General features: G+C 75.2%; 14 protein-coding genes and 1 pseudogene. 2 read left to right on the forward strand and 13 right to left on the reverse strand.

Features of this window, described 5'->3' with window-relative positions:
- Position 1 precedes the first annotated feature (1 nt).
- The 4 genes from ACIA6C_RS32545 to ACIA6C_RS32560 form a co-directional block, all read right to left on the reverse strand.
- Entirely contained in the window at positions 2-994 is a 993-nt protein-coding gene (locus tag ACIA6C_RS32545) for a 3-oxoacyl-ACP synthase (protein WP_399281290.1), read from the reverse strand.
- A complete protein-coding gene (locus tag ACIA6C_RS32550; RefSeq protein ID WP_399281291.1) occupies positions 991-1,950 on the reverse strand; it encodes an oxaloacetate decarboxylase in 960 nt (319 codons plus the stop codon). Before ACIA6C_RS32550 ends, ACIA6C_RS32545 begins: the two co-directional genes overlap by 4 nt.
- A 33-nt stretch (positions 1,951-1,983) precedes the next feature.
- Complete coding sequence (locus tag ACIA6C_RS32555; RefSeq protein WP_399281292.1) at positions 1,984-2,808, reverse strand: thioesterase II family protein; 825 nt, start codon at positions 2,806-2,808, stop codon at positions 1,984-1,986.
- A gap of 74 nt (positions 2,809-2,882) precedes the next feature.
- On the reverse strand, positions 2,883-3,119 hold the full coding sequence (locus ACIA6C_RS32560) for a hypothetical protein (protein ID WP_399281293.1): 237 nt from the start codon (positions 3,117-3,119) through the stop codon (positions 2,883-2,885).
- A 388-nt stretch (positions 3,120-3,507) separates the two neighbouring features.
- On the opposite strand from ACIA6C_RS32560, the gene ACIA6C_RS32565 reads away from it, so the two are divergent.
- The gene (locus ACIA6C_RS32565; RefSeq protein WP_361138164.1) at positions 3,508-4,278 is read left to right on the forward strand and encodes a helix-turn-helix transcriptional regulator; all 771 of its coding nucleotides are present in this window, start codon (positions 3,508-3,510) and stop codon (positions 4,276-4,278) included.
- Positions 4,279-4,574: 296 nt separating this feature from the next.
- On the opposite strand, the gene ACIA6C_RS32570 is transcribed toward ACIA6C_RS32565, so the two are convergent.
- The 3 genes from ACIA6C_RS32570 to ACIA6C_RS32580 all read right to left on the reverse strand — a co-directional run bounded on the left by ACIA6C_RS32570 (position 4,575) and on the right by ACIA6C_RS32580 (position 8,932).
- Positions 4,575-4,757, reverse strand: coding sequence for a DUF5302 domain-containing protein (locus tag ACIA6C_RS32570; RefSeq protein WP_190186761.1), 183 nt, complete (start codon positions 4,755-4,757; stop codon positions 4,575-4,577).
- Positions 4,758-4,962: 205 nt separating this feature from the next.
- On the reverse strand, positions 4,963-6,369 hold the full coding sequence (gene hflX, locus ACIA6C_RS32575) for a GTPase HflX (protein WP_399281294.1): 1,407 nt from the start codon (positions 6,367-6,369) through the stop codon (positions 4,963-4,965).
- Positions 6,370-6,403: 34 nt separating this feature from the next.
- Positions 6,404-8,932, reverse strand: coding sequence for a glycoside hydrolase family 3 protein (locus ACIA6C_RS32580; RefSeq protein WP_399281295.1), 2,529 nt, complete (start codon positions 8,930-8,932; stop codon positions 6,404-6,406).
- A gap of 473 nt (positions 8,933-9,405) precedes the next feature.
- Here ACIA6C_RS32580 and ACIA6C_RS32585 point away from each other — a divergent pair.
- A pseudogene (locus ACIA6C_RS32585) lies at positions 9,406-10,017 on the forward strand (transposase); the annotation flags it as partial.
- A 571-nt stretch (positions 10,018-10,588) separates the two neighbouring features.
- Here ACIA6C_RS32585 and ACIA6C_RS32590 read toward each other — a convergent pair.
- From ACIA6C_RS32590 to ACIA6C_RS32615, 6 genes are all read right to left on the reverse strand, one after another.
- Positions 10,589-12,526, reverse strand: a complete 1,938-nt coding sequence (locus ACIA6C_RS32590; protein ID WP_399281296.1) for a helix-turn-helix domain-containing protein — start codon at positions 12,524-12,526, stop codon at positions 10,589-10,591.
- A 431-nt stretch (positions 12,527-12,957) separates the two neighbouring features.
- Positions 12,958-13,704 (reverse strand): class I SAM-dependent methyltransferase, encoded by a 747-nt coding sequence (locus ACIA6C_RS32595; RefSeq protein WP_399281297.1) that lies wholly within the window; start codon positions 13,702-13,704, stop codon positions 12,958-12,960.
- Positions 13,701-15,002: an activator-dependent family glycosyltransferase gene (locus ACIA6C_RS32600; RefSeq protein WP_399281298.1), complete on the reverse strand. Its 1,302-nt coding sequence runs from the start codon at positions 15,000-15,002 to the stop codon at positions 13,701-13,703. Before ACIA6C_RS32600 ends, ACIA6C_RS32595 begins: the two co-directional genes overlap by 4 nt.
- Before the next feature lie 54 nt (positions 15,003-15,056).
- Positions 15,057-16,277, reverse strand: coding sequence for a P450-derived glycosyltransferase activator (locus ACIA6C_RS32605; protein ID WP_399281299.1), 1,221 nt, complete (start codon positions 16,275-16,277; stop codon positions 15,057-15,059).
- Positions 16,278-16,288: 11 nt separating this feature from the next.
- A complete protein-coding gene (locus tag ACIA6C_RS32610; RefSeq protein WP_399281300.1) occupies positions 16,289-21,691 on the reverse strand; it encodes an SDR family NAD(P)-dependent oxidoreductase in 5,403 nt (1,800 codons plus the stop codon).
- A 61-nt stretch (positions 21,692-21,752) separates the two neighbouring features.
- The coding region (locus ACIA6C_RS32615; protein WP_399281301.1) for a beta-ketoacyl reductase at positions 21,753-23,669 on the reverse strand (1,917 nt) is incomplete at its 5' end.

Below are 23,669 nucleotides of genomic sequence, written 5' to 3' on the forward strand. Positions count from 1 at the left end.
TTCAGTTCTCCCCCCGGTCCGGGGTGGCGGGCGCGGACTTGCGCAGCAGGACGGCGACGCGGGAGCCGGGGACGCTGGAGGCCAGCAGGTAGTGGCCGCGGGGGCGCAGCTGTCCGGCGGCGGCGCGGTCCACGAGGTTGATCAGCGGGTCGGCGGCGAAGCAGTGGCCGAAGCGGGTGATGTTGTCGAGGTGGAGCTGCTGCCGGGTGAAGCCGGCCTGGCGTTCCTTGAGGGCGATGAGCGGCTTGAAGAGGTTGGGGTGCAGCAGGCCGTCGATCTCGTCCAGCTTCATCCCGGCGGCGTCGAGGATGCGCCGGTTGACGGTGCGGGCGAGCTCGGAGCTGATCTCGTTGGACCAGTCGAGCGAGGCGGGGTCCTGGGCGGCGGCGCCGGCGATGATCTCGTAGGTGTCGGCGCCGAGGGGTTCGGCGGAGACCAGGCAGGCGGCGGAGCCGTCGCTGAACAGGGCGAAGTTCTCCATGCGGACCGATTCGTCGGTGACCCGGTCGGTGGTGACGACCAGGACCCGCCGGTGGGTTGCGGCGGCGACGAGGGCGTGGGCGGTGCGGATGCCCGTCAGGAGGTTGGTGCAGCGGTTCAGGGTGAGGCCGGTGACGGCGGCGTCGACCAGGCCGATGCCGCTCATCACCTTCTCCACGAAGCCGCCGTGGGTGCGCGGGCCGCCGGGGAAGCGGGTGGAGCACAGGATCAGGCAGTCGATGCCCGCCGGGTCGGCGCCGGCGGCCAGGGCGGTCGCCCGGGCGCTCTCGACGGCGAGGGCCTCCAGGCTCTTGGCGGTCCTGCGGATGCTGCCCCAGCCCCACAGCTCGGCCCGTGGCGCCATCTGGAACTGGCGGGCCCGTTCGGTCAGGTTGGCGATGCTCGTGTGGTCGGCCACCTGTTCGCCGAGCACGTAGCGCGGCGCGGACAGGTGGACCGCGGGCAGGGCGGCGGTCGGGTGGACCGCGGGTATGGCTGCGGAAGGAAGGCTCACGGTGCCGGATCGCTCTCTCGGTCGTCGGACGGGGCGGTCGGGGCGGTCGGGGCGGGGGCGGCCAGCAGGGCGTTGGCCTCGGCGTACGGGAGGGCGTCGGCGCCGAAGCCGAAGGTGCCGTGCTCGCGGATCTCGCGGGCGGCCCGGGTGAGGGCGCCGAGCGCGGCGCGGGACAGGGCGGAGCCGGTGCTGATCCGGCGTACGCCGAGGGCTCCGAGATCGGCGACGGACAGCGGCAGCGCCCCGCCCATCAGGACGTTGACGGGGCGGGAGACGGAGGAGCAGACGGCGCGGATGGCCGCGGCGTCGGGCAGGGCGGGGGCGTAGAGCACGTCGGCGCCGGCGGCCTCGTAGGCCTGGAGGCGGCGGATGGTGTCTTCGAGGTCGGGCCGGCCCTGGAAGAAGTTCTCGGCGCGGGCGGTGACGGTGAAGGGGAAGTCGAGCCGCTTCGCCGCTTCCACGGCCGCTTCGACGCGCTCCACCGCCTCACCCAGCGGGCGTACGGGGCCCTCGTCCCGGCCGGTGGAGTCCTCGATGGAGCCGCCGACCAGGCCGGCGGCGGCGGCCAGGGCGATGGTCTCGGCGATGTCCTCGGGGCGCTCGCCGAAGCCGCTCTCCAGGTCGGCGGTGACGGGCAGGCCCGTGGCGTCGACGATCGCGGCGGCGTTGGCGAGGAGTTCGGCGCGGGTGACCTGGTTGGCCCCGTCGGGGCGGCCGAGGCTGTGGGCGAGGCCGGCGCCGGTGGTGGCGAGGGCGGCGAAGCCGAAGGAGGCGAGGATGCGGGCGGTTCCGGCGTCCCAGGGGTTCGGGACGACGAAGGGGCCGGGGCCGGCGTGCAGGTCGCGGAAGGCGACAGCGCGGGCGTACTGGGAGCGGGCGGCCCGGGACCGGTCGGAGGGCTGCTGGGCGTCGGGCTGCATGGGGTGGGGCTGCTGGGCGGCGGTGCTGTGGTTCACGGTGTCCTCGCTGGTGCGTGCGTCGGCCGGCGGTCAGATCAGCTCAACGTACTCATCGCGGGCGGGCGTCACGGCCTCGTGGCGGGCGGCGCGGGCCAGCGGGCGCAGTACGTCGGTGACGGTGTGGGGCCGGCCCTCGAAGTAGAAGTGGCCGCCGTCGGCCCAGTGGCGGGCCGGCTCTCCCGGGCATTCGCGGGACCAGGGCGCGAGGGAGGCGGTGGTGACGTGCGGGTCGTCGATGCCGTTGATCAGGGTGAGCGGCACGCGCAGCGGCGCGGCGGGGTGGTACTCGTACGCGGCGACCATCGTGAAGTCGGCCTTGAGGTGGGGCAGGAGCAGTTCCTGCACGGCCTCGTCCTGGAGCACCTCGGGCGGCAGCCCTCCGAAGAAGCCGACGGCCTCGGTGAACCGGCGGCCCTCCAGCCGTGCCGCCTCGACCACGCGGGGGGTGGGCAGCAGGGAGGGCGCGGAGCAGCCGGAGGCGACGAGGGCGGCGAGGCCGGGCACTTCGTCGAGGCGGCGGGCCACCTCGAAGGCGAGGGCCGCGCCGAAGCTGTGGCCGAAGAGGACGAAGGGCCTGCCGGGGATGGTGTCGAGGGCGATGGCCAGGGCGGCGCCGTCGGCGAGTTCCGCGACGGTGGCGGGGGCGGACTCGCGGAAACGGTGGCCCCTGCCGGGCGGGCACACGGCGAGGACGCGGGCGTCGTCGCCCATGCCGTCCTGCCAGTCGAGGAAGGTGCGGGGGTTGCCGCCGGCGTGCGGGAAGCAGTAGACGCGGGTGCGGGCGTCGGTACCGGTGTCGGAGGGGTCGGCGCCGGGGGCGGTCTCGGAGGTCAGGAACCAGGGGGACGCAGCCACGAAGATCAGCCATTCCTTTGCCGGTCGGGCGGTGGCGGGAGGGGAAGAAGTGCAGGACGGGTGGTGGCGGACGGTCAGTTCCAGCCGACATCGGTGGGGTTGAGGGGCTGGGGGGCCGGGGTGGTGCCGGGCTGCGGGTTGTTCCAGCCGACGTCACCGGCGCCGTCCGCGAGGACGTGGGGGTCCGTGTGGTTCCAGCCGACGTCACCGAGGCGCAGGTGACTGCCGGATCCGTCGGAAAGGGCGCCCTGGGCCATGCCGGTGACCGCGGTACCCAGCGCGAAGGCGAGTCCGGCGGCGGCCAGAACCACTCGTCCACGGATTCCGGAAACGCGGACGTCCCCACGAGCAACCATCTGGTTCTTCGTCATTTTCCCCAGTCCCCTCGGTCGTTTTCATCTCTGTCATTCGAGAAACGGAAGTCCGAATCCGGTGTGCGGCTGCGGTGATCCGCCGTTCGCCTTCTCGGTGTTCGTTCCTGCGGTGAGACCAAATCTCCTCTGCCGGGAGATCCCGAGGTAGACCTACGATGGCTCCTGTTTCCGCATTGCGGGAACCTACGGGGTCTCAATCACCCCAGACACCCGCACATCGGACAGATAGGGGTGGCCTGTGGACGTAGTTAAATACGTCAAATCCGGACAAGACGGAGCACCGGAGGAGCCTCGTGCGCCCGCGGGAGAGGAACCGCAGGCCTTCTTGCGGGAACTCGCAACGCACCTCGGCCTGCTGGCGCAGGAAGCCGCACAGCAGGCCACGCGCGCGGCCGCCCTGCCGGAGATCGAGGCCGGCCCGGACGAGCAGGTCGTGGGCCCCGGAGTGCGCTACCTGCACGGGCTGGGCAGCATCTCCACCGCGATCAACGAGGCGCTCGGCGCCGTGCGCCGGGAAATCCTGACCGCCCAGCCGGACGGGGCACGGCCGAGCGCGGTATTGAAGGAAGCACTGGAATCCGTACGCCGGCACATCGCGGCGGGCATATCCATGCGGACGCTCTACCAGCACACCACCCGTTTCGACGAGGCCACGAAGGACTACGTGCGCACGGTCACCGAATACGGGGCCCAGGTACGGACCCTGGAGGAATTCTTCGACCGGCTCATCATCGTGGACGACGTCGCCTTCATCTCGGCGAACGAGGAACGCACGACCGCGATATCCATCACCGAACCCACCATCATCCGTTTCCTGCGCGATACTTTCGACAAGGCCTGGGACCGGGCCAAGCCCTTTCCGTTCGTCCCGCTGCACGCGGCGAAGGCGGCCGACGAGGTGGTCCCCGCCATCCGGGAATCCATCAGCAGACTTCTCGTGGAGGGATATTCGGACAAGGCGATCGCCCGCCGGATCGGCATCAGCGAACGCTCCCTCCAGGCCCACATCGCCGCCATCAAGCAGGAACTGGGCGCGCTCAACCGATTACAGCTCGGCTATCTGCTCGGCCGCAACGAGACCACTTACGTCCTGTAACGAGGACCGGGCGGCAGGGGCGCCCCCGGCGGTCGGGCAGGGGTCCTGGCCAGAGGAAACCGAGGGAACGGTGTGGTTCGCGGCGTTTTGCGAAGGGACCGGCGACGGCCGGGAAAGGCCGGATGGCGACCACGGCCCGAGAGCGGGGGAGGTCCGCTCAAGCGGTACTACAGCGGCATTCGAGCGGTTCTACAGGGCGACGCGGAGAAGGGGCTGCCGCGATCCGGGAGGGGAATCGGATCGCGGCGGCCCCTTCGGGTTGCCGGGCGGTCGCCGGGCGGTGTACCGGGCCGCTCTCAGCCGGACTTGCGGCGGAAGCTGCGGTTCTGACCGTTGGGTCCGTTGTACCCCTTGAGCTTCAGCCGGCCCTCGTGCTGGGCCTGCTGCGACATGGCGGTGCGTGCCTTGCGCTCCAGAGCCTCACGGAACTTGCGCTTGCCGTCGTTCTCGGCGGCGTTGTTTTCCGGCGTATCGGTCATGGGTTACCTCCTGAGCAATTCCAGAGCTGCTTTAGTCTGACACCCGAGCGGGCTTGCGGCGAAGCCCTTTTCCCGCTGGGGGAACGAATCCCGCCACCCGCCCGGGCCTTGCTCCGGCCCTTTCGGCCGGTGCCCCGTCCGCCTTTGCGAAAACCGGCCTCCGGGCCGATTTCCCCGGCGGATACGGGGAGTCATCGGGGCGCGCTCAGGCCACGTAGTCCGCGAGCTCCGCGGCCAGGGCGGCGTCCACGTTGGCGCGCAGGTGGGTGCCGGTCTCGCCGTGGCTCTCGGCGAGGATCTCGCCGTCCGCGTGGATCCTTGCGACCAGGTGTCCTTCGGTGTACGGGATGACCACCTCCACCTGCGTCTCGGGGTGCGGGAGTTCCGCCTCGATACGCGCCAGCAGCTCGGGGACGCCCTCCCCGGTGCGGGCGGAGACGGCCACCGCGCCCGGCTCGGCCGCCAGCAGCCGCTCCAGGGCCTCGGGGCTCGCGGCGTCGGCCTTGTTGACCACGATGACCTCGGGCACGCCGGCGCCGCCGACTTCGCCGACGACGGCGCGCACGGCCTCGATCTGGGACTCGGGGTCCGGGTGGGAGCCGTCCACGACGTGCAGGATCAGGTCCGCCTCGGCGACCTCCTCCAGGGTGGAGCGGAACGCGTCCACGAGCTGGTGCGGCAGGTGCCGGACGAATCCGACCGTGTCGGCGAGGGTGTAGGCCCGTCCGGCCGGGGTCTCGGAGCGGCGCACCGTGGGGTCCAGCGTGGCGAACAGGGCGTTCTGGACGTGGACGTCGGCCCCGGTGAGGCGGTTGAGCAGCGAGGACTTGCCCGCGTTGGTGTAGCCGGCGATGGCCACCGACGGGACCTTGTTGCGGCGGCGCTCCTGGCGCTTGAGGTCGCGGGCGGTCTTCATCTCGTCGATCTCGCGCCGCATCCTGGCCATCTTGTCGCGCAGCCGGCGCCGGTCGGTCTCGATCTTGGTCTCGCCGGGGCCGCGGGTGGCCATGCCGCCCCCGCCGGCGCCGCCGCCGCCCATCTGCCGCGACAGCGAGGCGCCCCAGCCGCGCAGCCGCGGCAGCATGTACTGCATCTGCGCGAGCGCGACCTGGGCCTTGCCCTCGCGAGAGGTGGCCCGCTGGGCGAAGATGTCGAGGATCAGGGCGGTCCGGTCGACGACCTTGACCTTGACGAACTCCTCCAGGCGCACGAGCTGGGCCGGGCTCAGCTCGCCGTCGCACACGACCGTGTCGGCGCCGCTCTCGGCGACGATGTCGCGCAGCTCCTTCGCCTTGCCCGAGCCGATGTACGTCGCCGGGTCGGGCCTGTCGCGGCGCTGGATCACACCGTCGAGCACCAGGGCGCCCGCGGTCTCGGCGAGGGCGGCGAGCTCGGCGAGCGAGCTCTCGGCCTCCGCGACCGTGCCGGAGGTCCACACGCCGACCAGCACCACCCGCTCCAGGCGGACCTGGCGCTGCTCGACCTCGACGACGTCCCGCAGTTCGGTGGACAGGGCGGCGACGTGGCGCAGCCCGGTGTCCTCACCGGCGTTGATCGCGGCGGCGGTCCCGATCGGGTTCCCGGGGGTCCTGGGCTGCTCTGTTGCGGTCATGCGCTTCCTCTCAGAGGTGGTGGGTGGTGGTGGGTCACTGGGTGAGGCGGCCCGTGAGGCGGATGTCCGCCGAGGAGGATCCGACGGAGACCGTGCGGGGGCCCGGCGCGTTCTGCCAGGCGTGCCGCTGGGTGTTCCAGTACTGGAGCTGGCGCGCGTCGACGGGGACGGTGACGCGCTTCTCCTCGCCGGGTTCCAGGGCGACCTTCGTGTAGCCGGCCAGTTTCTTGACGGCCTGTGGGGCGCTGACGAGACCGCTGGGGCCGAGGTAGACCTGGACGGCTTCCTTGCCGGCGACGGCGCCGCTGTTGCGCACGCTCACCCGGACGACGGCGCCGCCGGCGGGGGTGCGTTCCACGGCGAGGTCGCGGTAGTCGAAGGTGGTGTAGGACAGGCCGTGGCCGAAGGGGAACAGCGGGGTGACGCCCTGCTGGTCGTACCAGCGGTAGCCGACGTGGATGCCTTCGCTGTACTCCTGCTTGCCGTCGACTCCGGGGAACCGCTTGGGGTTCCCGGCCATCGGCTGGGCGTCCTCGGCGGCGGGGAAGGTCTGGGTGAGCTTGCCGCTGGGGTTGGCGTCCCCGTACAGCAGGGCGGCGGTGGCCCGGGCGCCTTCCTGGCCGGGGTACCACATGTCGAGGACGGCGGCGGTGGAGGAGAGCCACGGCATCAGCACCGAGGAGCCGGTGTTGAGGACGACGACGGTGTTGGGGTTGGCCTTGGCGACGGCGGAGATCAGCGCGTCCTGCCCGTCGGGCAGCGAGAGGGAGGGCCGGTCGTAGCCCTCGGAGCCCTCGTCCTGGGCGAAGACGACGGCGGTCTTCGCGGCGGAGGCGGCGGTGACGGCGCGCTGGAGGTTCTGGGCGGCCTGCTCCGGGGTGACCCAGGTGAGGTCCACGGACAGCGGGCGGTCGGGCCAGGCCCAGCCGCTCATGGACAGCTTGTGCGTGCCCCGGGTGAGCCGCAGGACGACGCTGGTGGTCTCGCTGAACGAGTCGGCGGCGTAGACGGGGTCCTGGCCTTCGACCTGGAGGACGGCCAGGCCTCCGTCGACGCGCAGGCCCAGGCGGTAGTCGCCGTCGGCGGGGACGGTCAGGGTGCCGTCGTAGAAGGCGCGGTCATCGCCGGCGTCGAGCTGCTTGCCGTTGGTGAAGGCGGGGCGGAGGTTCTCGGCGGGCAGCGGTGTGCCGAGCCGGTCGATGCCCGGTTCGTAGCGTACGGAGGCCCCCGTGCCGGCGCGTTCGCGCAGGGCGTCCAGGGGTGCCTGGGCGGCGTCGGGTACGACGTGGGCGCTGCCGAGGCCGGAGACCTTGGGGCGCAGGGCGCTGTCGCCGATGACGGCGAGGTCGCTCGCGGCGGCCCCGGTCAGCGGCAGGGCGGGACGGCCCGCGGCGGTGGTGTTGCGCAGCAGGACGGCGCCGTTCTCGGCGATGCGGCGGGCGGTGTCCCGGCCGGCCTGGGCGTCGCGCACGGGCCGCCGGGGGGCGGGGGCGTCGAGGAGGCCGAAGCGTTCCATCTGGGTGACGATGCGGGTGACGGAGCGGTCGAGGGTGGCTTCGGGGACGGCGCCGTCGCGCAGCGCGGTGCGCAGGGAGGCGCCGAAGTACGTGGAGTCGGGGACGGGGTCGGTGGGCTTGCCCATCTCCAGACCGAGTTCCTGGTCGAGGCCCTTGGTGATGTCGGTGGTGGCGTGGGTGGCGAGCCAGTCGGACATCACCCAGCCCCGGAAGCCCCACTGTTCGCGCAGGACCTTCTGGAGCAGCTGGTCGTTGCCGCAGGAGTGGGTTCCGTTGACGCCGTTGTAGGAGCACATGACGGCGGCGGCGCCGGCGTCGACGGCGCTGCGGAATCCGGGGAGTTCGATCTCCTGGAGGGTCTGCTCGTCGATGGAGGCGTCGACGGTGAAGCGGTCGCTCTCCTGGTTGTTGCCCGCGAAGTGTTTGACCGTGGCCATCAGACCCTGGCTCTGGGTGCCCTTGATCTGGGCGGCGGCGGTGCGGGCGGTGACGAGCGGGTCCTCGCTGAACGTCTCGAAGTTGCGGCCGCCGTGCGGTACCCGGATGGTGTTGACCATCGGGCCGAGCACGACGTCCTGGCCGAGCGCCCGGCCCTCGTGGCCCAGGACCTTGCCGTAGGCGGTGGCGAGGGAGTCGTCGAAGGTGGCGGCGAGCGCCGTGGGGGTGGGCAGGGCGGTGGAGCGGGCGCCGTTGATGCGCACGCCGGTCGGGCCGTCGGAGACCTGGAGCGGGGGGACGCCCAGGCGCGGGACGCCGGGGAGGTAGCCGACGCCCTTGGCGAGGGGGCCGCCGGCGGGGCCGGCCGTCCAGTGGACGAAGGACAGCTTCTCGTCCAGGGTCATCTGCGCGACCAGGGCCCGGACCCGGGCGGTGCCTTCGGGTGCGGGGGCCGTCGCCGCTCCGGCGGAGCCCGCGGTGAGCAGGCCGCCGGTGCACAGCAGTACGCAGCCGACGGCGAGCAGGCGCGCGGCGCGGCCGGGGCGCCCGCCGGTCCGGAATCTGGTGCGGAGGCGGGGTATTCGCCTCCCTGGCCTGCGGGACAGCATGCGTCTCTCCTGGGGGTCGTGCGGGGTTGGTGCTCGGGGGTGGTGCGGGGTTCGTGCCGGGTTCACGCGGGGGTCGAGCGACAAAACGGGCGCCACGTACGCGCCTCTCCACGCTTCCCGAGATCCGTCCCGCGGACGAGGTCGGCCCGCCACACTCTTCGCGGCGCACCCGCGCGGGGGCCGGATGCCTTGCGGGGAGCGGGATCCACCGGTTCCGGTGACCCGTCCGCCGGGCCTGCTGAGCGTCGTAGCGGGCCCGTGGCGGCCCTCCGGCGGCCCGGGGTGGTGGCCCGGTCACCACCCCGGGACGGTCCGGGAGCGGCCCCGGGCCCGGCGGGGGCGGTGGCGGCCGGTGGGCGGGAAGTGTGTTTCCGGCCGACCTGGCCGGTGCCCGCCGGTGCGGGGACGGTGGAGGGGATCCAGTGAACCGCCCCCGGCCAGCGCGTTTCGGGGCGCCGACCCCGAGGAGCGTCATGAGGGCCATCCGCCCGGCGGAGGAAGCCGAAGCACTGCCGCGTGATCCTGCCGCCGAGGCCCGGGCGCTGCGCGCGTCCGTACTGGGTTCGCTGCGCCGCCGGGACCAGCGGCACAAGGGCGAGCTGTACGTGGACGGGCTGCTGACCGCGCCCGGCCGCAAGACGATGCGCAACCTGGCCGCGAGCACCGACGAGCGGGCCGCGGAGCAGAGCCTGCACCACTTCATCAGCTGCTCGACCTGGGACTGGTCGCCGCTGCGCGCCCGCCTGGCCTGCGCCCTGGACCGGCTGCTGGCGCCCCGGGCGTGGGTGGTGCGGCCGCTGGTCATCCCCAAGACGGGCCGGCATTCGGTGGGCGTGGGCCGCAGGTTCGTGCCGCAGCTGGGCCAGGTCGTCAACAGCCAGCACGGGTACGGGCTGTGGCTGGCCTCGGGCGCGGCGGCGATTCCGGTGAACTGGCGGCTGTCGCTGAGCGGCGACTGGCTCGACGACGCCGAGATGCGTCAGCGGGCGGCGATACCCGACTCCATGGACGAGGGTGCGGCGCGGGCGCCGGCCGTGGACATGGTCCTGGAGACGGCCGCGTGGGGTGCCTCGGAGGTCCCCGTGGTGGCCGACGCCCGGGAGGAGCCGCTGCCCGCACAGGTAGAGGCCTTCTCGGAGGCCGGGCTGTCGTTCCTGCTGCGGATCGGCGGCGGTACGGGACTGCTCGCCCCGAACCTGTCGGCGGGGCGGAGCCGGGTCGCGGCCGGTTCGGCGACCCTGCTCGCGGAGCTGGCCCGCTCCCAGCGGCGGCCCGTGGAGTGGTTCGACCCGGCCGGGCCGGGACTGCCGCGCACGTCGATGGTGGCGCTGCTCCCGGTGCGGCTGCCGGGCGGCCCGGGAGCCTCGGCGGCGCTGACGCTGGTCGGGGTGTGGTCGCCGGACAGCCGGGAGGTGTCGGAGCTGTGGCTGACGAACATGACGGGGGCGGGCCGCGGGACGCTGCTGGGGCTGGGCAGGCTGATCGGGCGCGCCGACGCCGACTTCCGCCGCACCGGGCTGGCCGTGGGGGCCCTGGACTTCGAGGGGCGCTCGTACCACGGCTGGCACCGGCACGCCACACTCGTGTCGCTGGCGCACGCCGAGCGGATGCTGGCCTCGGGCGCGCACCGGGGCGCCGCCGCGCTGACCGCGGTCCCTATGGTGACGGGGGGCCGGCGGGCTCGGGGTCGAGGGAGGTTCGGGCCCGTCGCAGTCGCAGGGCGAGCTGAAGTTCCAGTGCCCGGTCGGGGTGTTGCCAGTCCCGGCCGAGCAGCTGGGTGATGCGCTCCAGGCGGCGCGAGACCGTGTTGGGGTGTACGTAGAGCAGCTCTGCGGCGCGGGTGGGGCTGCCGGCGGCCATGAACCAGCCCTGGAGGGTCTCCACGAGGTTCCCGAACCGTTCCGCGTCGTGGTCGAGCAGCGGCCCCAGGGTCCGCTCCACGAATCCGGTGACATCGTTTTCCTCGGCGAGCAGCATGCCGAGGAAGCCGAGTTCGGCGGCTGCGGCGGAGCGGCCGGCTCCGCCGAGGGCGGTGAGGGCCTCCAGGCAGCGCACGGCTTCCCGGTAGGCGGGATGCACGCCGTCGGCGCCCCGGGTGGGCCCGCAGGAACCGACGGTGACCTGGGCGCCGGTGGCGCCGGCCAGTTCGGCGCGGACCTCGCGGGCGCGGGCGGCTGCGTCCTCGCCGGGCAGCAGCAGGACGAGCCGGTCGCCCTGGACGGTCTTCATGCCGCGGTGGCGGCGAGCGTAGGCGGTGGCCCAGCTCTCGACGAGGTCGGCGGCCCCGGTCCGGGGGTGGGCGACGACCACCACGTGCGGGCGGTGCAGTTCGGCGGCGAACCGGCCGGCCCGTTCCACGACCCGGTCGGAGGGTCCGTCCCAGGTGGTCAGGTCGGCGAGCAGCTCGTCGCGCACCTGGCCCTCGACGGCGGTGGAGCGCTGCATGACCAGGAGCAGGGTGACCGTGCGGGCGTAGGCCAGCAGGATCTGCTCACCGGGCGCGGCGCTCGCGTCCTCGGGGTGGAACAGGAGGCAACCGACGTCTTCGGAGCGGACGGACAGCGGCACCACCCAGGTGCCGCTGGACAGGGGGCAGGCGATGCCGGTGGCGGCGGCGTCGAGCCGTACCCGGGCCAGTTCCAGGGGGTCGGGGCGGGGGGTGCGGCCGTGCTCGGCGAGACGCTCGCCGCCCTGCCCCTGCACGGCGAGGCTGCCGCCGAGCTCGGTGGCGGCGCGGGCGAGGAGTCCGTCCAGGCCGGCGCCGTCCAGGACGAGCCGGACCAGCTCGTCCTGGACGCTGTTGGCGCGCAGGGCGTCACTGAGCGAGGCGCGTACGCGGGCCCCGGACTCCTCCAGTTCGGCGTTGGCGGTGTGGACGTCCTCCAGGTCCCGGGCGGCCCCGATGGCGACGGCGGCGAGGTCGGCGAGCGAGCACATCAGCGCGACCTCCTCGGGGGTGAAGTGGCGGATGCCGCGGGCGGCCACGTACAGGTGCCCCAGGTGGCGGTCGTCGGCGCGCAGCGGCACGCCGAGCACGGCGTGCAGGGATTCGGCGTGCAGGACCTCGTCGAGCGCGCCGGCCGGGGTGGGCGGGTCGTCGCCCAGGTGGTCGGCGGTCCAGAAGGGGGCGGGCTGTTCGCCGGGGACGCCGGCGGGCAAGGCGGCGCCGCTCACGCGGTAGCCGACGGTGAGGGCGCTGACCGCGCCGTCGGCGGTGCTGACGACGGCGTCGCCGGTGTCTTCGTCCAGCAGGACGGTGCAGGCGAGGTCCGTGTTCATCATGAGCCGGGCGCGGCGGGTGATCAGGCGCAGGGTCGCGTCGAGGCCGCCGGGCCGGGTGAGGTCGCGGGCGGCGTCCACGAGGGAGGCCAGGTCGGCCTCGCGGCGGCTGCGGCGTTCGAAGAGCCCGCTGACTTCCAGGGCCAGGCTCCGGGCTCGCTCCAGCCGTTCGGCCCGGCGGGTGTCGCCGGACCTGCGGGCGCGGGCGACGAGTTCGTCGTAGGAGCGGGCGGGTGCCTCGCTCGCGAGGAGTTCCAGGACGCGCAGTACGTCCTCTTCTGTGTGGCCAAGGAGGGTCGCCGACTCCCCCGTCATCGCTGCCCCCAACGGTCAAATAGGACGGAACCTCAGATGCCGGGGAACGTAACTTCCGTCTTGAACGAGCGTCAACCGGACACGGGGGCGTCCGGACGGGGTGCGGAAGGAGTGGTGACCTGGCCACCACGGGCGGGCCGGACCGGGGGGCCGGGCAGTGGCCGCACCACCTTGGACCGGACCTGTCCCCGGTTCCAGGCGGGCTGGTGTGACCGCTGGGGCGGCGGTGCGGGGACCGTCCCACGGGCCGCCGGGTCCCGTGGGACGCTCCCGGCGGCCCGGCTCCTCCGGCGGGACCCGAGTGGTCCTCGACCGGGTCCCGGGCGTTCGTGTCCCGGGTTCCCGCCGGATCGCGACCCGCGTTTCGGGTGGGCGGCCGTGTCGGGCGCGCGGGCCGTCAGGCGCGGGCCCGTTCCGGTGCGCGGGCCGTGTCAGGCGCGCACGCCGACGAAGAGGCCCCGGCCGGACGGCCCGCCTTCCTGGAACTCCACCTCCAGGCCGGCCCGCTCGAAGGCCCGCTCGTAGGCGGCGCGCTCGAAGAGGGTGATCAGATGGCTCTCGGACAGGTGCGTGATGTCCCGGCCCGGTTCGGCGATGAGGTAGTGGACGTCGATGTGCGTGGCGTCGCCCTCCAGCCGGGAGTGCGAGACCCGCGAGATGGTCTTGCCCTCGGCCTCCACGATCGACGCGCCCACGAATCCGGGCGTGAAGGTCTGCGGGAACCACCACGGTTCGACCACGACGACCCCGCCCGCGGGGTCGAGGTGCGCGGCGAAGCGGGCGAGCGCCGCGTCGAGTTCGTCCTCGTCGCGCATGTGGCCGATGGAGCTGAACATGCAGGTGACGGCGGAGTACGTACGGTCCAGGGCGAAGTCGCGCATGTCGCCGGCGTGGACGGTCGCGGCCGGGTTGCGGCGCTGTGCGATCTCCCGCATGTCGGGCGAGAGCTCCAGGCCTTCGGCGGTGTCGAAGACCGCGCCCAGGTGCTCCAGGTGGAGTCCGGTGCCGCAGGCCACGTCGAGGAGGGTGCGGGCGCCGGGCACCGTGGCGGTGACCAGGGCCGCCAGGTCGGCGGCCTCACGGGCGTAGTCCTTGCCCTTGCCCTGGTGGACGAGGTCGTAGAGGCGGGCGATGCCGCCCGTGTAGCCCTGGTCCGGGCGCAGGTCGGTGGTGGTCACGTCGGGTCTCCTTGGCTGGGGTGGGGGGTGTGGCCGTGGTGCGCCGCCAGGCGTTCCAGGGCGGGGACGAGGGCTGCGGGGGACGGGGCGGCGAGCGTCTCCTCGCGCAGGCGGCGGGCGCCCGCGGCGAGCGAGGGGTCGGTGAGGGCCCGTACGACGGCCTCCCGCAGCGAGGCCGCGTCGAGCTTCTCGGGCGGCAGGTCGATGCCGGCGCCCTGCTCGGCGTGGAGTTCGGCCTTGAGCGGGGCGTCCCACAGCGAACCGACGATGATCTGCGGCACGCCGTGCAGGGTCGCGGTGTAGCCGGTGCCCGCGCCGCCGTGGTGGACGATCGCGTCGCAGGTCGGCAGGAGCACGTCCATGGGCACGAAGTCGACGGCCCGGATGTTGGCGGGCAGGCCCTCGCGGTCCCGCAGCTGGCTCGCGTCGAGGGTGGCGACGATCTCGGCGTCCACGTCGCCCAGCGCGTGCAGCAGTTCCTCGAACGGGACGGCGTCGCGGCCGTACGTCTCGCGCGCGGAGACGCCGAGGGTAATGCACACGCGGCGCCGGGCGGGTGGCGCGTGCAGCCAGTCGGGGACCACTGAGGGGCCGTTGTACGGGACGAAGCGCATCGGCAGCAGCTCGCCGGGTGCGGGCACGCGCAGGCCCGCGGGGGCCGGGTCGATGGTCGCGTGGCCGCCGATGACCTCCTCGATCGCGGCGGCGTCGGGGGTGACGCCGTGCCGCTCCAGCGTCCAGGTCAGCCATTCGGCCATCGGGTCCTCGCGCCGCTCCTCGGGCTGGAGCGCGAGCAGTTCGAGGAACTGGCGCCGGGCGGCGAGGATGACGTCGGGCCCCCACAGGAGCCGGGCGTGGGCGGCGCCGACGACGTGCGCGGCGATGGGGCCCGCGTAGGTGAACGGCTCCCACAGCACCAGATCGGGCCGCCAGGCGCGGGCGAAGTCCACCAGGTCGTCGATGGTCGTGTCGCCGTTGAGCGGTGCGAACGACATGGCCGTCATCATGGTCTGCCGCCCCAGGGCGTGTTCCCAGCCGAGGGGGCCGCGGCGGGTCTGCGCGAAGTCCAGGCCCTGCTGGTAGGGGGTGGGGTCGCCGCCGATCCGGGTCATCAGCTCGGCGATGGAGTCCAGGTCGCCGACGGGTACGGCGGTCAGCCCGGAGCCGTTGATCACCTCGGTGAGCGCGGGCTGGCTGGCGACCCGGACCTCGTGGCCCGCGGCGCGCAGAGCCCAGGCGAGCGGCACCAGGTTGTAGTAGTGGGTGTTGTGCGCGAAGCACGTGATCAGGACGCGCATGACGTCGTCTCCCCCTCGGGGCCCTCGTGACGGTGGGCGGGCGGTCGGGCCGGTTCAGCCGGCCGTGGCGACCGGGAAGCGGGCGGGGGCCCGCAGCACCGGCGAGCGCGGCCGGGTCACCGGTTCGCCGGCGGTGCGCAGGTCCGGCAGGGTCTCGGCGAGGACGCGCAGCGCGGCGCGGGCGTTCGCCGCGACGAGGTGGGCGGACAGCCCGAAGTGCAGGTCGCGGGGCAGGCCGAGGGGGCCGGCGTCCTCGGGTGCCCTCGGGTCGCGGCCCGCGGCGGCGACGAGGACGGTCACCCGCGCCCCGGCCGGGAGCGGGGTGCCGGCGAGGGTGGCGCCGGTGCGGGCCACGCGGGTCTCCAGCCGTACGGGCGGTGCGGTGCGCAGGGTGTGTGCGACGGCCGCCCCGGCCGCGGCGGGGCCGGCCGCGACCCGCTGCCAGGCGCCCGGCTCCGCGAGCAGCACGCGGACGGCGTTGGCGACGAGGACGGCGGTGGCCTCGGCGGCGCTGACGGCCACGACCAGACGGGCCCGCACCGCATCGGCGCCGGCCCCCTCGAAGGCGCGGGCGAGCAGGGCGCCCATGGCCTGTTCGGCGGCTTCGGCGGCCCGGCCGGTGGCGTGGGTCTGGGGGCAGAGCAGGCCGTCGAGGGCGTGGCGGCAGCCGGGCAGGAGACGGGCGAACTCGGCGTGCGCGTGGTCGGGCAGGCCGAGCTGTCCGGCGAGCACGGGGCCCATGAGGGGGCGTGCGAAGTCCTCGGCGAGGTCGAAGCGCCGGCCGAGCCCTGCCAGCAGCGTCCGGGCGTGCGCGCCGGCCTGCTCCTCGGCCGCGGTCTCGTCCGGGACGTGCAGCAGGGGGCCGCCGAAGGCGGTGAGCGCGCTCAGCCGGGCGGCGTCCGCCCGGTCGAGGGCCAAGGCGGTGCCGCGGTACGGGAGCAGGTCGCCGACCGGGTCGTCGCCGGCGGCTCCGGGTCCGTCGAAGGCAGGGCCCTCCAGGACCTGCCGGGCGACGGCGTGGTCGGCCGTCACCCAGGTGTCCAGCAGCTCGCTGTGGTGCAGCGGGCCCAGGGCCCGCACGCGTTCTTCGTACGGGGCCGGGTCGTCGGTCCCGGCGCGCAGGATCAGCCCGTACGGGTCACCCGCGATCCCGGCGAACCACTGGGCGGCCCGGGTGAGTTGGTCACCGCGGGCCCGACGGGCGGTGGCCCGGGCGGACTCGGCGGTCGCCTGCGTCGCGGGCGGCTGCGGCGCGGGCGGCAGTTTTGAGGTCATGGGGCTCCTCGTCATCGGTCGCCGCCGGGCAGCGCGTCCAGCCAGGCGTCCACGGCGCGGGCGGTGGCCGGGGCGTGCTCGGTCATCATCGTGAAGTGGTTGCCGGGGACGTCCAGCGCGGTGTGGGCGGAGTCCCAGGTGGACCGCCAGTCCTCGTGCGGGTCGTTCCAGGCGGCCATGGGGTCGGTGGCGCGCAGGTGCAGGACCGGGGCGCGGGTGGGTTGCGGGGTCCAGCCGAGCAGGAGCCGGTGGTAGGCGCCCATGGCGGTCAGCCGGGTGTCGTCGAGCGGTACGGGCGTACGGTCCATCGCCCAGCGGAGCATGACGTCCCGCCAGGTGCCCATGGCCCCCGGCGCGCTCGGGGTGTAGACGTCGGCGAGGACGAGGGCGGCGGGCCCGGGGCCGGTGCGCTCCAGGTGCAGGGCGAGCGCGTGGGCGGCGTTGGCGCCGGCGGAGTGGCCGATCAGCGCGTACGGTCGGCCCGCGGCGAGGCGGGTGACGGCTGCGGCGTGCGCCGCGCACAGGGCTTCGAGGGAGTCGGGGAGCGGCTCCCCGGGCCGGAACCCGGGCTGCGGGAGCGCGAGGACGGGGCGCCGTCCGGCCAGGGCGGTGGCGAAGGCGGCGAACTCCATGGGGCCGGACACGGCGGCGGTGCCGCTGACCGCGATGAGCAGCGGCCGGCCGGGGGTTTCGGCGCCGGGTGCGGGCAGGAGGGGTACGGGCGTGACCGGGTGGGGGCGTTCGCGGGTGAAGACGGGGCGCAGGGTGGCGACGGCGCCGAGCGCGTCGACGGCCTCGGTCACCCTGCCGGAGGCGACGGCGTCCCGGTAGAGCGGGACGAGGGTGGCGGCTGCGGCTGCGGCCGCGTCCTGTTCGCCGCGTTCCGAGCCGAGGAGTTCCGTCAGGTGGGCGGCGAGCTTGGCCGGGGTGTCGTGGGTGAACAGCGCCTCGGCGTCCAGGCCGAGCCCGGTGACGGCGTTCAGCGCGCGCCGGAAGTGGGTGACGGCCAGGGAGTCGAAGCCGAGCAGCAGGAACGGCGTGTCGGCCTCGACCTCGTCGGGGGTGGCGTGGCCGAGTACCGAGGCGGCCTCGGCCCGCACGAGGGTGAGGACGGCGGCGGGACGCTCCGCCGGGGGCAGGGCGGCCAGGTCGCGGGCGGGGGCCGGGGCGGCGGTCGTGGCCGGTGCGGCGGCAGCAGGTCGGTCCTCGTCGGGGGATGCCGGGACGAGGTCCGCGATCAGGGGGCTGGGGCGGTAGGCGGTGAAGCCGTCGGCGAAGGCCCCCCAGTCGGTGTCGGTGACCGTCACGTTGGCCTCGCCCGCCGCGACGGCGCGCAGCAGCTCGGTCAGCGCGTCCTGCGGGTCCATCGGCCGTACGCCCCTGCGCCGCAGGTACGCGCCGCCTTCGCCGTCGCCCATTCCGCCGCCGCCCCACAGGCCCCAGGCGACGGAGGTCGCGGGCAGCCCGTCGGCGCGCCGGCGCAGGGCCAGCGCGTCGAGGTCGGCGTTGGCGGCGGCGTAAGCGCACTGTCCGGCGCTGCCCCAGACGCCCGCGCCCGAGGAGTACAGGACGAACGCGTCGAGGGCGAGGGGCCGGGTCAGTTCGTCGAGGTGGCGGGCGCCGGCCACCTTGCCCGCGTAGACGTCCGCGAAGACCTCGGCCCCGGCTTCCGCGAGGGGACTGACCTGCGCAACGCCCGCGGCGTGGAAGACGGCCGTCAGCGGGGCGTCGGCGGGGACCTGTGCCAGCAGGGCGGCGAGCGCGTCCCGGTCCGCGAGGTCGGCGGCCGCGAAGGTCACCTTGGCGCCCAGCGCGAGGAGTTCGGCTTCGAGCTCCGCGGCGCCCGGGGCCTGGCGGCCGCGCCGGCCGACGAGGAGCAGGTGCGCGGCGCCCTCGGCGGCGAGCCGGCGGGCCAGGTGCCCGCCGAGGGCGCCGGTCCCGCCGGTCACCAGGACGGTGCCGTGCGGACGGTACGGGGACCGCCCGGAGCGGGGTGCGGGGGCGGCGGTGAGCCGGCGGCCGTAGGCGTGTCCGGCGCGGACGGCCACCTGGTCCTCGGGTCCGCCGAGCGCGGTGGCGAGCAGCCGCCAGGCGTCGTCGTCGGCCGGGTCCGTGCCGGGCAGGTCGACCAGGCCGCCCCACAGCGCGTGGAGTTCGAGTGCCGCCACCCGGCCGAGGCCCCACAGCTGGGCACCCGCGGCCCCGGGCCGTTCGCCGTCGGCCACGGCCACCGCGCCCCGGGTCGCGCACCACAGGCGGGCGGAGGGGGTCCTTACCGCCATGGCCCGGGCGAGGTGCAGCGTGGCCCGGACGGCGGCCGGGACCGGTTCGGACCCGGTGTCCTCGGCCGTGCCCAGCAGGGACAGCACACCGGCCGGGGCGGCTCCGGGCGCGTCGAACAGGGCGGCGGCGGTGGACAGGTCGGCCGCCCCGGCGTCCAGGGACAGCCGGTGGACGGTCGCGCCGCGCGCGGTCAGGGCCCGTTCGGCGGCCTCGCCGAGCGGTGCGGCGGCTCGGGCGGGTTCGACGACCAGCCAGGTCCCGTCGAGGCGGGCGGCCGGGGGCGGGGTGGTCAGGGGCCGCCAGGTGACCTCGTAGCGGCGGGTGCCGGAGCGGGCGCCGCCGCGTTCGGCGGGAGCGATCCAGTACCGGCGGTGCTGCCAGGCGTACACCGGCAGCGGGGCCGGACGGGCGCCGCTTCCCTCGAAGAGGCGCGCGCGGTCGAGGGCGGCGCCCCGGGCGGAGGCGGCGGCCACGGCGCGCAGCAGCGTCTCGCCCTCGGGGCGGCCGCGCCGCAGTACGGGCACCAGCAGGGGCGCCTCGTCGGCGGGGGCCGCCCCGGGGGCGTCCGGCGCCGCCAGTACGTCCTCGGCCATGGCGCACAGCACGCCGTCCGGCCCGAGTTCGACGAAGGTGGCGGCGCCCTGGGCGCGGGCGGTGCGCACCCCGTCGGCGAAGCGGACGGCCGAGCGGATGTGCCGGGCCCAGTAGTCGCCGGTGCGCAGGTCCTGTCCGGCGGCGCGGCGGCCGGTGACGTTGGAGATCACGGGGATGCGGGGGGCGTGGTAGGCCAGCCGGTCCGCGACCTCGCGGAATTCGGCCAGTACGGGGTCCATGAGCGGCGAGTGGAAGGCGTGGCTGACGGTGAGCCGCCTGGTCTTCGTCCCCCGTTCCTCCAGACGGGCCCGGACGGCCTCGACGGCCTGTTCGGTGCCCGAGACGACCACCGACCGGGGGCCGTTGACGGCGGCGACGTCCACCGCGCCGGGGTGCGCGGCCAGCAGGTCCCGTACCTCTTCCTCGGCGGCGCGGACGGAGAGCATGGCGCCGCCCGGCGGCAGCGCGTCCATCAGCCGGCCGCGGGCGCAGACGAGGGCGCAGGCGTCGTCGAGACCGAGTACGCCGGCCACGTGCGCGGCGGCGATCTCGCCCACGGAGTGCCCGAGGAGGACGTCGGGCCGCATGCCCCAGTGCTCCAGCAGCCGGAACAGGGCCACCTCCGCCGCGAACAGGGCGGCCTGCGTGTACCGGGTGCGGTGCAGGAGCTGCGCGTCGGGTGTGCCGGGCGAGGCGTCCAGTACGGCGGCCAGCGGCCGTTCCAGGCGGGCGTCGAGGCGCTGCGCGACGGCGTCCCACGCCTTCGCGAACACGGGCTGCTCGCGGTGCAGTTCGCGGGTCATGCCGGGGCGCTGGCTGCCCTGTCCGGTGAAGAGGAAGGCGGTCTTCGCCTCGCGCCGGCGCACACCCCGGACGACGGCCGGGGAGGGGGTGCCGTCGGCGAGGGCGTCCAGGCCGCGGGCGAGGTCGGCGTAGGAGGCGCCGAGGACGACGGCGCGGTGGTCGAAGGCGGTACGGGTGGCGGCGAGGGAGAGGCCGGTGTCGAGGGGGCAGGGCCGGGCGTCGGCGAGGTGTTCGCGCAGCCGGGCCGCCTGGGCGCGCAGGGCGGGCCCGGAACGGCCGGAGACGAACCACGGCACGAGGGGCGGGACGACGCGCGGCGCCTCCTGCGGGGCGGGGGCCGGGGCGGGGGGTGCCTCCTCCAGGATGACGTGCGCGTTGGTGCCGCCCACGCCGAAGGCCGAGACGCCCGCCCGGCGCGTCCGGGAGCCGGCCGGCCACGGGACGGGCTCGGTCAGCAGCCGGACGCCGCCGACCGTCCAGTCGACGTGCGGGGTGGGCTCCTCGGCGTGCAGGGTCCGGGGCAGCAGCCCGTGCCGCATGGCCTGGACGGTCTTGATGACGCCGCCCACCCCGGCGGCGGCCTGCGCGTGCCCGATGTTGGACTTGAGCGAACCCAGCCGCAGCGGCGCGTCCTCGGGCCGGCCCTGCCCGTACACCGCCAGCAGGGCCTGCGCCTCGATGGGATCGCCAAGGCGCGTGCCGGTGCCGTGGGCCTCGACGGCGTCCACGTCCAGGGGTTCGAGTCCGGCGTCGGCGAGGGCCTGGCGGATGACGCGCTGCTGGGAGGGGCCGTTGGGGGCGGTGAGGCCGTTGCTGGCGCCGTCCTGGTTGACGGCGGTCCCCCGGATGACGGCGAGGACGGTGCGGCCGGCCTCCCGGGCGTCGGAGAGCCGCTCCAGGACGAGGACGCCCACGCCCTCCGCCCATCCGGTGCCGTCGGCGTCGGCCGAGAAGGCCTTGCACCGGCCGTCGGGGGCCAGGCCCTTCTGCCGGGAGAACTCCACGAACGCGGCGGCGTCCGGCATGACCGCGACGCCCCCGGCCAGCGCCATGCCGCATTCGCCGCGCCGCAGGGCAGCCACCGCGAGGTGCAGGGCGACCAGCGAGGACGAACAGGCCGTCTCCACCGTCATGGAGGGGCCTTCGAGGCCGAGGGCGTACGAGATCCGGCCGGACAGCACGGCGTCCGCACTGCCCGTCAGCAGATAGCCGTGCGACCCCTCGGGGACCCGGTCGGGGTCGCTCGCGTAGGCGGCGTGGGCGGCGCCCACGTACACGCCCGTACCGGAGCCGGCCAGGGTCCGCGGATCGAGGCCGGTGCGCTCCAGAGCCTCCCACGAAGTCTCCAGCAGCAGCCGCTGCTGGGGGTCCATGACGACGGCCTCGCGGGGCGGGATCCCGAAGAACGCGGCGTCGAAGTCGGTGGCGCCGGAGAGGAACCCGCCCTGGTCGCAGTAGGTGGTGCCGGAGGATTCGGGGTCGGGGTCGTAGAGCCCCTCCAGGTCCCAGCCCCGGTCCCGCGGGAACGGCCCGACGGCGTCCCGCCCGGCGGCGACCAGGTCCCAGAGCCCCTCCGGCGAGTCCACCCCGCCGGGATAGCGGCAGGCCATCCCGACGACGGCGATGGGCTCGTGCGCGGCCGCGGCCAGTTCCCGGTTGCGCCTGCGCAGGCGTTCGGTCTCCTTCAGCGAGGTGCGCAGCGCCTCCATGAGCTTCTCGGAGGACATGGCCATCGGTGGGTCCCTCTCTGGACGGGGGCGGCGGGGCGGGCGGGCGGAGGACGGGGCTCGGGCGTCAGGCGGCCGCGTCGCGCAGGGCCAGCTCGATGAGTGCGTCGCCGTCGAGGTCGTCTATGTGCGCGACCTCGTCGGCCTCGGGGGCGGCGCCTACGCCGGCCTTGGTGCCGGCCTTGAGGTCATCGAACGCGCCGCCACCGGAGCGCTGCTGGAGCGTGGGCGCGGGAGCCCCGTACGCCGGCTCGGCGCCCGGGGCGAGCGCGAGGAGGGCGGGGAGCAGGCCGGACTCGCGGAGCGCCGACAGCGGCAGCGTCGCCAGCGCGGCCCGGATCCGGTCCTCCTCGGGGTCTTCGGCCCCCTGTGGCCCGGGGCCCGCGGGGGCGAGGAGTTCGACCAGGTGGGCGGTGACGGCGGAGGCCGTCGGATAGTCGAAGACGAGGGTCGGGGGCAGCTTGCGCCCGGTGGCGGCGCTGAGCCGCCCGGCGAACTCGCCCGCGGTGAGGGAGCTGAACCCGATGTCCTTGAAGGCTCCTTCCGGGTCGACGTCCTCGGGCCCGGCGTGGCCGAGCACGGCCGCGACGGCGCGGCGCACCGCGTCGAGCACGATCTCGAAGCGCTCGGCCGGTCCGGCGGCCGCGAGGCGGGCGTTCAGGCCGTCGTCCGCCGGTCCGTCCGGCTCGTCGGCGCCCGTCGCCTCCCGTACGCCCGGCAGGTCGGCGATGAGGGGGCTGGGCCGGAAGGCGGTGAAGCCCTTCGCGAAGAGCGGCCAGTCCATGTCGGCGAGGGCCACGCACACGTCCTCGCGGTCGAGCGCCCGGCCGAGAGCCCCGACCGCGAGGACCGGGTCCATGGCGCGCAGGCCCCTGCTGCTGAGGAACTCCTCGCCGGCGCCTTCGCCCATGCCGCCGCCGCCCCACAGGCCCCAGGCCACGGAGGTCGCGGCGAGGCCCTGGGCGCGGCGCCGTTCGGCGAGCGCGTCGAGGGCGGCGTTGGCGGCGCCGTAGGCGCTCTGGCCGCCGCTGCCCCAGACGCCGGCGCCGGAGGAGTACAGCACGAACGCGTCGAGTACGAGCCCGCGCGCGCGGGTCAGTTCGTCCAGGTGGCGGGCGCCCGCGACCTTGCCCGCGTACACCTCGGCGAACAACTCGGCCCCGGTGTCCAGGAAGGCCGCGGAGTGCGGGACGCCGGCGGTGTGGAAGACGGCGGTCGGCGGGTGGGCGGCCAGCAGTGCGTCGAGCGCGGCGCGGTCGGAGACGTCGCAGGCGGCGAGGGTCACGTCGGCGCCCAGACCGCGCAGTTCGGCGGCCAGTTCGAGGGCCCCGGGCGCATCGGGGCCGCGCCGGCCGGTGAGCACCAGGTGGGAGGCGCCTGCTCCGGCGAGCCAGCGGGCGACGTGGGCGCCGAGCGCGCCGGTGCCGCCGGTGATCAGGACGGTGCCGCGCGGCTCGTACGCCCGGCGGGCGGGGGCGGCACCGGCGGGGACGAGCCGGCGCCCGTACGTGCCGGAGGCGCGGACGGCCATCTGGTCCTCGGCGTCGGTACGGGCGAGGGCCGCGGCGAGCCGGTCCCAGTCCCGCGGTCCGGGGGTCTCGGGCAGGTCCACCAGCCCGCCCCACAGGCGCGGCTGCTCCAGCGCGATGCCGCGCCCCAGACCCCAGACCTGGGCACCGGCGGACCGGGGCAGTTCACCGGGCGAGACGGCGACCGCGCCGCGGGTGAGGGCCCACAACCGGGCGGTGAGCTCCGCGTCGGCGGCCGCCTGGGCGAGGAGGGTGGTGCCGACGGCGGCGAGGGGCAGGTCGGGGTGATCGGGGTGCGCCCGCTCGTCGGCGCCGAGGAGGGAGAGGATCCCGGTGGAGTCCCCATGGGCGGCGAGTTGCGCGGCGAGTGCGGTGCGGGTGGTGGTGGCCGGGTCGACGGCCAGGCGCTCGGTGCGGGCACCGTGACGGGTCAGCGCCGCCTCGGCCGCTTCGAC

The sequence above is a fragment of the Streptomyces sp. NPDC051578 genome, from assembly GCF_044454045.1.
GTDB lineage: Bacteria > Actinomycetota > Actinomycetes > Streptomycetales > Streptomycetaceae > Streptomyces.